Origin of the sequence: Phytoactinopolyspora endophytica (genome assembly GCF_004138495.1) — a bacterium.
Classification (GTDB): Bacteria; Actinomycetota; Actinomycetes; order Jiangellales; family Jiangellaceae; genus Phytoactinopolyspora; species Phytoactinopolyspora endophytica.
Genome location: NZ_ML142849.1, coordinates 403,931 through 413,484 on the forward strand (window position 1 = coordinate 403,931; position 9,554 = coordinate 413,484).

The window sequence follows — 9,554 nt, forward strand, 5'->3', positions numbered from 1 at the left end:
ATCGTGGGCTCAGCAGGACCGCATCCCATCCGAGCGCGGCCGCGCACCGGAACGCGGCACCGACATTGGTGTGGTCGACCAGATCCTCGAGGACGACGACGCGGCGTGCGCCCGCCAGCACGGACTCCACATCCGGCAGCGGTGTCCGTCGCAACGACGCCAGCGCGCCCCGGTGCACATGGAAGCCGGTGACCTCCTCCACAAGCGACTCGGGCGCCACATAGCAGGGTACGTCGCCGGTGCCGCGCAGCACGTCGTCCAGCGCCTGCACCCAGCGGGGCGCCATGAGGAAGGAACGCACCGGGTATCCCGCGCCGACAGCACGCCGAATGACCTTCTCCCCCTCGGCCAGGAACAGCCCGTGCTCACTTTCGAGCGACGTCCGCAGCTGTACGTCACGCAACGACACGTAGTCGGCGAGCCGCGGGTCGTCGGCGCTCTCGATCTCGACCAGGTCCACCGTGCGATTGTGCCCCATCGCGCCTTGCTGAGCCTCAGCCGCGCCCCAGCCCGCCGACAGGCCCACGCCCCGGACGGCATCACTCATGCTCGGCCGGCGGCACGGCCCTCAGAGACGCCGAAAGCCCTCCCGAGCGATGCAGCGGCTCGGGAGAGCTCGACGTGCTGGTCTTACTGGCCCGGTGGCGGCGGAACGGGCGGGGCCTGCGGAACGTCGCCGCCGCCCTCCTCGTCGTTTCGGCCCGGACTGCCCATGGAGTCGGTGGCACTGGCGGGACCACGTCCCTGCGATGCGGCCTCCGCGGCACGCAGCGCCTCTTTCACCTGGTCCTGGGCGGCAGAGACGGCGGCCTCGCCTTCGGCGGCGGCCTGGTCCGCCGCGTCGGAGACCTCGCCGGCCACCTGCTCCCCCGGCATGTCTTCGTACTCCATCTCGGGCTGGCCGCCGTCGCCCGCACCGGGCAGCGCGTTGCCGAACTTGCCCACGGCCGTGCCGAGCCCCTCGAGTGCGGCACCGATCTCGGACGGGACGATCCAGACCTTGTTGGCGTCGCCCTTGGCGATCTCCGGCAGCATCTGCAGGTACTGGTAGGACAGCAACTTCTGGTCCGGCCGGCCCTGGTGGATCGCATTGAAGACGGCGCCGATCGCCTTGGCTTCACCGTCGGCCCGCAGGATCTGCGCCTGCTTGTCCGCCTCGGCTCGCAGGATCTGCGACGTCTTGTCACCTTCGGCGGACAGGATCGCCGCCTGCTTCTGGCCTTCAGCGGTGAGGATCTGCGACTGGCGCACACCCTCGGCGTTGAGGATCGCCGCACGCTTGTCACGGTCGGCGCGCATCTGCTTCTCCATCGAGTCCTGGATGGACGGTGGCGGGTCGATCGCCTTCAGCTCGACGCGGTTGACCCGGATGCCCCACTTGCCGGTGGCTTCGTCCAGCACGCCGCGCAGCGCGTTGTTGATCTCTTCGCGGCTGGTCAGCGTGCGCTCGAGGTCCATGCCACCGATCACGTTACGCAGCGTGGTCACGGCCAGCTGCTCGATACCTTGGATGTAGTTGGCGATCTCGTAGGTGGCCGCCTTGGGATCGTTGACCTGGTAGTAGATCACCGTGTCGATGGAGACGACCAGGTTGTCCTGGGTGATCACCGGCTGGGGCGGGAACGACACGACCTGTTCCCGGAGGTCCACCAGCGGCAGGACCCGGTCGACGAACGGGACCACGATCGCCAGACCCGGTGTCAACGTGCGCTGGTAGCGGCCCAGCCGCTCGACGATCCCGGCCCGCGCCTGAGGCACGATCCGTACCGACTTGGCCAATGCCACCAGGACGAAGACGGCCAGGAGGAATATGACAAAGAGGAGGAAAATCTCTCCCGCTTCCATAGATGCCCCTTCATATGCGTGCTTGGAGCCCACATGCGGCACCCTCGGCGCCCCATGGAATGTTGAACCGACTAAGGGTCTGTGCAGAGATGACACCGCCGTCTCCGCGTCCGGCCGCCCAGGCAGCCCTGGAGCCGACCCAGGCCCCGCGAACAGGCGTTACGCTACCAGACAGCCGAAATACCGTCCATGTAATCGATCAATGTTCGCGGGCGCCTGACAGGCCCGTCTCACAACGGCTCATCGCCGGGAAAGACCAGGGCCGTCGCACCGTCGATCTCCGCGACGTCGACGTTGTGCCCGGGTTCGATGACCGTCCGGCCGTCATAGCTTCTGGCGGTCCATACCTCGCCGTGGAGCTTGATGCGTCCGCCGTCGCCGTCCACCCGCTCCAGGACGAGCGCGCTCTGGCCGACAAGGGCAGCCGCACCGGTGCGCACGCTCGTGGGCACACGCAGGTGGCGTTTCGCCACCGGGCGCACAAGGCCGATCATGAACACGCTGACACCGATGGCGATCAGCGTCTGTGCGATGAACGGCAGCCCGAGGATGGACGCCACCGCTCCGCTGGCTGCACCGGCCGCCAGCATCAGGAAGACGAGGTCAACAGTCGTCGTCTCGACGATCCCGAAGATGAAGGCCAGTCCCAGCCAGGCAGACCATTCGTTGTCACCTAGCCAGTCCCAGAACCCTTGCATGGGTCAAGATTACGCCCACGACGTCGTCACTGTCTGCACCGAGAAACGAGGCGAGTCGCACCGCGCGATACCCCGCCGAACAGCTCTCCCGCATGCCGTTCAGAGCTGCTTGCGCCCGTCGTCTCCCGCGGAGTCCGTTCCGGGACGGGCTCTCAAGAAATCAGCTGGTCGCCCGCGCGCTCCAGCGGCCGTTCTCGTGGCTGACGCTCAGCGACAAGCCGAAGCACGAGCTCAGGTTCTCCGCGGTCAGGGTCTCATCGACCGGTCCGGCAGCCACCACTCTGCCGGCGCGCAGCAGCATCGCGTGTGTGATGCCGGCCGGGATCTCCTCCACGTGGTGCGTCACCAGCACGGTGGCCGGCGACAACGGGTCAGTGGCGATCCCGCCCAGAGTGGTCACCAGACTCTCCCGGCCGCCCAGGTCCAAGCCCGCGCTGGGCTCATCGAGCAGCAACAGTTCCGGGTCGCTCATCATCGCCCGGGCGATCTGGGTCCGTTTGCGCTCCCCCTCCGAAAGCGTCCCGAACGTCCGTCCGGCCAGATGGGAGATGCCGAGCCGGTAGAGCAGCTCGAAGGCACGGGCGTCGTCGACGTCCTCGTACGACTCACGCCACCGGCCGACCACTCCGTACGCCGCGGTGCGCACCACATCCAGAACCCACTCCGTGGACCGGATCCGATCGCTGAGCGCGGCGGTGGTGAGGCCGATCCGGGGCCGCAGCTCGAAGACGTCGACCGCGCCCAACAGCTCGCCAAGCACCGCTGCCTGCCCGCTGGACGGGTGCATGTTGGTGGCCGCGATCTGCAACAGCGTCGTCTTGCCAGCGCCGTTCGGCCCGAGGACCACCCATCGTTGCCCGTCCGCCACGGTCCACGTGACCTTATCGAGCAGGTGACTGCCCGACCGGGTCAGTGTCACGTCAGCAAACTCGAGCACGTTGGACATGGCAGGGCTCGCTCCCTCAAGGTCGCGTATGCGGGCGGCCACCGGTTCACAAGGGCCGCATCCGCACCTTACCGGGCGTCAGGTCGGCGCTGACCTCTAGGGCGTGCCGCTTCGCGACGCGGCCCCGCGAGTCAGGCGGCACGTGGACCGCTCGACCCCTAAGCTGGGGTGCATGGTCTCGATGCCCCGGTCAGCACGGCTCGCGGCGTGGGCGAGCGCCTGGCTGAACGACAGTTGCTCGCTCGACGACGTCCTGACCCGCGTATGCGGCGACGACGAGCCGCACGACGTGATCGACGTCCCTGGTTCCACCGGCACGGTCAACCTGATCACCGCGTTGGCGTCACTGCGCGATGCCGGCGTCACGACCTTCCGCGTCGTGCTCCCGGTCCCCGGCGACCCCACCGGTCTCGGCGGACCCCCTGATCTGACCGCGGATGCGGTGGATGCCGGCGAGACGGTTCTGGCAGTGGGAGAGCCGGACGTCGCCTACGCACTCGTGCCGGACATCCGCACGTTCGGTCCGCCAGGTGACCAAGGTCACTTCGTCACGTGGCGGTGTCGGCAGGCCGCTCCCCCGCCTCCGGGTCCGAGCCTCACCGAGGCCGAGCACGACCTTTCCAGCAGTCTCATGGAGGCAGGCTCCGCGCTGGCCCAGCTCGATGTGGCCGCCTGGCGCCCGGAGGTGGCGACCCTGCTGGAAGAAGTCCGTTCCTCGAAGGTCGCCGAGCCGCTCCCCCGTGGTTTTCCGGCGAAGGCCCAGATGGTCGCGGCGCGCAGTATCAGGCTGTTGGCCGTTGCGGACTTCGCATTGACCGATGACGGCGGCGCGGTCAGCGCCTCTGCGGCGGAGTCACGGCGATCCGTGCTCACGCCGCTGGAGCGGGCGGCGAGGCATGCCCTCGTCGCCGCCTGCAACGCCCTCGAGTAGCGTTGAGCGATGTTATGAGTGCATCCTCGACTTCCGACGCCCGTACCCTGCTCCTCACGTTCAGCGGCCGGGACCGTCCGGGCCTGACGTCACGGATCTTCGCGACGCTCGCCCGGTACCCCGTCGACGTGCTGGACATCGAGCAGGTCACCGCCCGTGGTCACCTACTGCTGACCGTCGTGCTCAGTGACCCTCCTGACGACGATGCGCTCATGCAAGCCGTGCACGTCGTCGCCGACGAGCTCGAGCTTGAGGTCGATATCGACGCGGGTCAGGGAGACCTCTCCGAGCCGGCGGAACGCGCTCACGTGACCGTGCTCGGCTACCCGCTGCGCCCGGAGGCCATCCGGCTGCTCGCCCGCCGCATCGCCGACGCCGGAGGCAACATCGACCGCATCCTGCGGCTCGCCTCGTACCCGGTGACCTCCATCGAGCTCGAGGTATCCGGCGTAGAGACCGATACGCTCAAGGCCGAGCTCACCGCCGAGGCGCTGGTGTCCGGCGTGGACGTGGCTGTCCAGCCGTCGGGACTGATCCGCCGGGCCAAGCGCCTCATCGTGATGGACGTCGACTCCACCCTCGTGCAGGGCGAGGTGGTCGAGATGCTGGCCGCCCGCGCTGGTGTCCTCGATGAGGTGGCCAAGGTGACCGAGGCCGCGATGCGCGGCGATCTCGACTTCGAAGAGTCGCTGCGGGCCCGGGTCAGGCTGCTGGCCGGGTTGCCGGACTCCGCGCTCGACGAGGTCCGCGACGAAGTGCAGCTGACCCCGGGTGCACGGACCCTGGTACGCACACTGAAACGGCTCGGTTACCGGTGCGGCATCGTCAGCGGCGGGTTCAGCCAGGTCACCGACGCTCTCGCCGAGCAGCTCGGCCTGGACTTCGCCGCCGCGAACACGCTCGAGGTCAAGGACGGCCGGCTCACCGGCGAGCTGAGCGGACCGATCCTGGACCGTCCGGGCAAGGCGGCCGCGCTACGGCGGTTCGCCGGCGAGGCGGGCGTGCCGCTCTCGCAGACGGTCGCGGTCGGCGACGGCGCCAATGACCTGGACATGATCGCCACGGCCGGGCTCGGTGTCGCGTTCAACGCCAAGCCCGTCGTCCGCGACGCAGCGGACACCGCCGTGAACGTGCCGTATCTCGATGCTGTGCTGTATCTGCTCGGCATCAGCCGTGCCGACGTCGAGGCCGCCGACGCCGACGACGGCTACATCACGCCTTCTCCTCCGGTCACCCATTTCTGATCGCCCGCCGTTGGCGCGCCCGAACGGCCTCGATCCAGGTTCCTTGACTCAGGTAACGGATGGCGCCGTGGGCAGGCTCCCAAACGTTACGTGAGTCAAGGAACGCCGGCCGCCTGTCGATCACCCTCGTGGCGTCGCGAACGTCACCAGACGCGCTCGGCCCGGGTCCAGCTCGGTCCAGCTGCCATAGACGTCGAACACCGCGCACGCCGAGGTCCGGTAGTCGACCCGCATCTGGAAGCGCTCCGGCACGTCCGACGTCTCGTCGTCGATCAGGCTCGCCAAGGTACCGATGCCCGGGTTGTGCGCGACGACGAGAAGCGCCGACACGTCGTCCGAGACACCGCGTACCAGGTCGAGCAGGTCCCCCGCCCCCGCGGCATACGCCTCGTCCCGGATCTGCGGCTCGGGCGGCGACTTCAGCTCGCCCGCGAGCGTCTGGTAGGTCTCACGCGTGCGCTGAGCGCTGGAGACCAGCGCCACGTCCAGCTCCAGGTCGCGTCCGCGCAGCCAGCGACCCACTTCGGCCGCGTCTCGCTTGCCGCGCTTGTTGAGTGGTCGTTCGTGGTCCGGGACGTCGTCGGGCCAGGAGGATTTGGCGTGGCGCAGCAGCACGAGAGTTCTCGACATAGAACTCAAGACTAGGGCTCGCACCGTCGAGCGGGCATACCTCCCAAGCCGTCTCATATCGATTGTGACCTGATAGACAACCAACATCCGGCTGGTTCCGGGCGCCGCGGATGCGGAGGCCACGCCGTCTTTCGGGGGTTTGCGGGGGCGGAGCCCCCGGCAGGTCTTGCAGCTTTTCGGGGGTTTGCGGGGGCGGAGCCCCCGCAGGTAGTGACTCTTCGGCCCGGGTCTGATAAGCATTCCGAGTGGAGATCAACCTCGCAGACGACCCGGCCCCGCCTCCGCCACCCAAGCCAACCCTCGAAGAGGCGGTCAAGAGCAACGACACACCCCGCGCAGAACCCGCTCGCCCGATCACCAGCTCTCGTGCCGACCTGAGGCACCGGCTGAACTCCGCGACAGGCGATGATGACGTGCCGCTCGCCGCGGTCGACATGGACTCCTGGGACGCAAACGCCGACGAGCTGGTACACCGGGCGGCCGGCAAGCCGATCCGGATCGTGAGCGCCGCCATCCGAAACCGCACCCTGATCCGTCAGCTGCTCGCCCGGGACGGCTTCGCCGGCGTGCTGGCGTACTCGCTACGCGAGGCGATCTGGCTGGTCGGCACCGGCATCTGCGACGACGCCGTGGTGGCGTATCCCAGTGCGGACCGCCGGGCGCTGTCCCGGCTCGTCGGCGAGGAGCACCTGGCAGGCCGGATCACCATCATGGTCGACGACATCGCCCAGCTCGACCTCGTCGACGCCGTCGCACCACCGGAGGCCCGCGCCGAGCTACGCGTCTGCCTCGACCTCGACTGCTCCTGGCAGGCGCTGCGAGGGCGGCTGAGGCTCGGCCCGTTGCGCTCGCCGCTGCGGACGCCCAAGGAGATGGCACGGCTCGCTCAAGCCGTCGTCTCCCGGCCCGGCTTCAAGCTCGTCGGGATCCAGGCATTCGAGGCACACGTCGCCGAGGCACACGACCACTCGCCTCAGGGTCGACTGCGCGAGTTCCTACGCCGTTCCATGCGTAAACGCGCAGATCAGGACCTCGCCTCTCGGCGGGCCTCGGTTGTCGACGCGGTCCGCGACATCTGCGACCTGGAGTTCGTCAGCGCCGGCGGGACCGGTTCCATCAGCTCCACCGCCGCCGAGGCGGCGGTGACCGAAGTCGCCGCAGGCTCCGGTCTGCTCGGACCGGCGTTGCTGGACCGGGCCACGGAGTTCACGGCGCTCCCGGCGGCGTTCTTCGCGTTGCCCGTCGTCCGCCGGCCGCGGAACGGCGTCGTCACCGTCGCAGGCGGTGGTTACATCGCCAGCGGCGTGGCAGGCAAGGATCGGCTTCCGGTGCCGTGGCTGCCGGAAGGGCTCCGTCTGGGCAAGTCTGAGGGCGCTGGGCAGACGCAGACTCCGCTGCACGGGCCGACCGCTGAGGGACTGGCCCTCGGCGACCTGGTGTGGTTCCGGCACGCCAAGGCCGGCGAGCTGGCCGAACGATTCGACAGCTACCACCTCGTGCGCGGGGAGCGCCACGTGGACACCGCACTGACCTATCGCGGTGACGGCAAGACATTCCTTTAGCGGGCCGCGGGGGTGGAAAGGGATCGCCAGGCTCAAGCCCAACCGGGCCACAGACCGACCGAACTTGGCCTGCCCAGCGCAACCCGCCGCCTCGCGATCCCTTTCCACACCCGCGCGGCCCGCTAAACGTCGCGAGACGAAACAGGCTCTTCGCAGTTGAGGGTGTAGCGACCGCTGGCGCGTCGGTCCCGGGGTAGACGTCGAGGTCTCCCGAGTACGTAACCGTGATCATCGACCTGACCGGGATCCGTGACGGAACCGGCCCAGCACGGCTGCTCGACATGGTCGAGGGCCGCTCCAAGCAGGCGTTCAAGACCTGGCTCGCCGAGCGCCCCGACGCATGGCGCGACCAGGTGGAGGTGGTCGCGATGGACGGGTTCACCGGCTTCAAGACCGCCACCGCCGAAGAACTGCCCGACGCGGTCGCGGTCATCGCCAGGTCCCTGCTCGAGACCCGGAGGCTTCAGGCCAGTTCTGTCACCGGAGTCCGTGCCCGCGATGGGGTGGGTCGAACACGGGAACCCACCGAGGAGCAGCTTGAGGCGGCGCTCGACGTGGACATATAACGAGTCGCTGATCCGGACGCGCATCGTCCGGTAACCGTTCTACGCTATGTCCATGAGTACCGACACGAGCACCGACGCGACGTTGGAGGTCAGCCCTCTGATTGCCGAGACCTGGCCGGCGTTCGACGCCCTCGTGCAGCGACACAATGGGATCTTTGGCGGCTGCTGGTGCATCTGGTTCCATCCCGACGGCCCCGAGCGCGGGCAGGGGGCCGAGGCCAACCGGGAGCTGAAGAAGCGGTACGTCGAGGCTGGCGCAGCCCACGCGGCGCTGGTGATGGACGGCGAAGTGGCCATCGCGTGGGCGGAGTACGGCACGCCGACCGAGCTGCCCACCATCTACCATCGCAAGCAGTACGACGCCGAGAAGGACCGCGACCCCGACTACCGGATCACCTGTGTCTTCGTTGACCGGAGGTACCGCCGCCGGGGCATCACCGAGATCGCGATCCGGGGTGCCCTCGACCTGATCGCGCAGGCCGGTGGCGGCGTGGTCGAAGCCTATCCGCACGACCTGACGCACCAGACGAAGAAGATGTCATCGTCGTTCCTCTACAACGGTACCCGCCGGCTCTACGAACGACTCGGCTTCAGGTACGTCCGGCCCAAGGGGTTGAAGAACTGCGTGATGTCGATCGAGGTGCCTGCGCAACCGTGACACAGTTGCCCTTCCGAGGCGATCGTCAGATCACACCCGCCGAGGGCGATGACTCCACGCGGCGGCGTGTGTCTTTGTGGCATGAGCGAGCCCACGGTTCGCCGTGCCGCCACGCCACGGGGGCCTCTTCGAGCAGGCGGGCTTCACCTCATCCGGAGCATGGGCCAACATCGTTCCGTGATGCGCAAGACGGTCCCTCGACCCGCGCGACCAGCACGAAGGCGAGGGCGAAGCGATGAGCACGACCGCCGCGGCTGAATCACAGATAGGATCCCGAACATGGACATGCTGAAGGGTGACGAGATCGCCGAGGCCCAGCTGACCGACTGGCGCAAGCTGGCCCAGGGACTGCATGCCCGCTATCTGGTCGCCGACTTCGGCGCCGGCACACGGTTCGTCGCCGCGGTGGGCGAGGCAGGCGACGAGCTCGGACACCACCCGCGCGTGTCGCTCGGCAATGGGTACGTCGACCTC

General features: G+C 68.5%; 8 protein-coding genes and 3 pseudogenes. 6 read left to right on the plus strand and 5 right to left on the minus strand.

The features are described 5' to 3' along the window. The 4 genes and pseudogenes from ELR45_RS36465 to ELR45_RS01805 all read right to left on the minus strand — a co-directional run. Positions 1 to 478 (minus strand): annotated as a pseudogene (locus ELR45_RS36465) (TrmH family RNA methyltransferase); the annotation flags it as partial. Between the two features lie 407 nt (positions 479 to 885). Beyond that, positions 886 to 1,845: pseudogene (locus ELR45_RS01795) on the minus strand (SPFH domain-containing protein); the annotation flags it as partial. 230 nt (positions 1,846 to 2,075) lie between these two features. Continuing rightward, entirely contained in the window at positions 2,076 to 2,543 is a 468-nt protein-coding gene (locus tag ELR45_RS01800) for an NfeD family protein (protein WP_129662943.1), read from the minus strand. A gap of 160 nt (positions 2,544 to 2,703) precedes the next feature. Then, the gene (locus tag ELR45_RS01805; protein ID WP_129662945.1) at positions 2,704 to 3,489 is read right to left on the minus strand and encodes an ABC transporter ATP-binding protein; all 786 of its coding nucleotides are present in this window, start codon (positions 3,487 to 3,489) and stop codon (positions 2,704 to 2,706) included. Between the two features lie 172 nt (positions 3,490 to 3,661). Here ELR45_RS01805 and ELR45_RS01810 point away from each other — a divergent pair, with 172 nt between their 5' ends. Next, the gene (locus ELR45_RS01810; RefSeq protein ID WP_129662947.1) at positions 3,662 to 4,420 is read left to right on the plus strand and encodes a hypothetical protein; all 759 of its coding nucleotides are present in this window, start codon (positions 3,662 to 3,664) and stop codon (positions 4,418 to 4,420) included. A 14-nt stretch (positions 4,421 to 4,434) separates the two neighbouring features. Further along, on the plus strand, positions 4,435 to 5,664 hold the full coding sequence (gene serB / locus ELR45_RS01815; protein ID WP_129662949.1) for a phosphoserine phosphatase SerB: 1,230 nt from the start codon (positions 4,435 to 4,437) through the stop codon (positions 5,662 to 5,664). A gap of 120 nt (positions 5,665 to 5,784) precedes the next feature. On the opposite strand, the gene ELR45_RS01820 is transcribed toward serB, so the two are convergent. Next, entirely contained in the window at positions 5,785 to 6,294 is a 510-nt protein-coding gene (locus ELR45_RS01820; protein WP_165367385.1) for a SixA phosphatase family protein, read from the minus strand. Positions 6,295 to 6,647: 353 nt separating this feature from the next. On the opposite strand from ELR45_RS01820, the gene ELR45_RS01825 reads away from it, so the two are divergent. From ELR45_RS01825 to ELR45_RS36470, 4 genes and pseudogenes are all read left to right on the plus strand, one after another. Next, complete coding sequence (locus ELR45_RS01825) at positions 6,648 to 7,856, plus strand: alanine racemase (RefSeq protein ID WP_420813792.1); 1,209 nt, start codon at positions 6,648 to 6,650, stop codon at positions 7,854 to 7,856. A 197-nt stretch (positions 7,857 to 8,053) separates the two neighbouring features. Continuing rightward, positions 8,054 to 8,290 (plus strand): annotated as a pseudogene (locus tag ELR45_RS01830) (transposase); the annotation flags it as partial. 184 nt (positions 8,291 to 8,474) lie between these two features. Beyond that, positions 8,475 to 9,080 carry a GNAT family protein gene (locus ELR45_RS01835; RefSeq protein ID WP_129662953.1) on the plus strand — a complete coding sequence of 202 codons (606 nt, stop codon included), beginning with the start codon at positions 8,475 to 8,477 and terminating at the stop codon, positions 9,078 to 9,080. A gap of 279 nt (positions 9,081 to 9,359) precedes the next feature. Beyond that, positions 9,360 to 9,554, plus strand: a 195-nt coding sequence (locus ELR45_RS36470) for a 4a-hydroxytetrahydrobiopterin dehydratase (RefSeq protein WP_205855689.1), incomplete at its 3' end; no start/stop codon positions are given.

Coding starts and splice junctions, on each gene's coding strand:
- ELR45_RS01800 (WP_129662943.1), bottom strand. CDS start 2,543: ATGCAAGGGTTCTGGGACTGGCTAGGTGACAACGAATGGTCTGCCTGG.
- ELR45_RS01835 (WP_129662953.1), top strand. CDS start 8,475: ATGAGTACCGACACGAGCACCGACGCGACGTTGGAGGTCAGCCCTCTG.
- ELR45_RS01805 (WP_129662945.1), bottom strand. CDS start 3,489: ATGTCCAACGTGCTCGAGTTTGCTGACGTGACACTGACCCGGTCGGGC.
- serB (WP_129662949.1), top strand. CDS start 4,435: ATGAGTGCATCCTCGACTTCCGACGCCCGTACCCTGCTCCTCACGTTC.
- ELR45_RS01820 (WP_165367385.1), bottom strand. CDS start 6,294: ATGTCGAGAACTCTCGTGCTGCTGCGCCACGCCAAATCCTCCTGGCCC.
- ELR45_RS01810 (WP_129662947.1), top strand. CDS start 3,662: ATGGTCTCGATGCCCCGGTCAGCACGGCTCGCGGCGTGGGCGAGCGCC.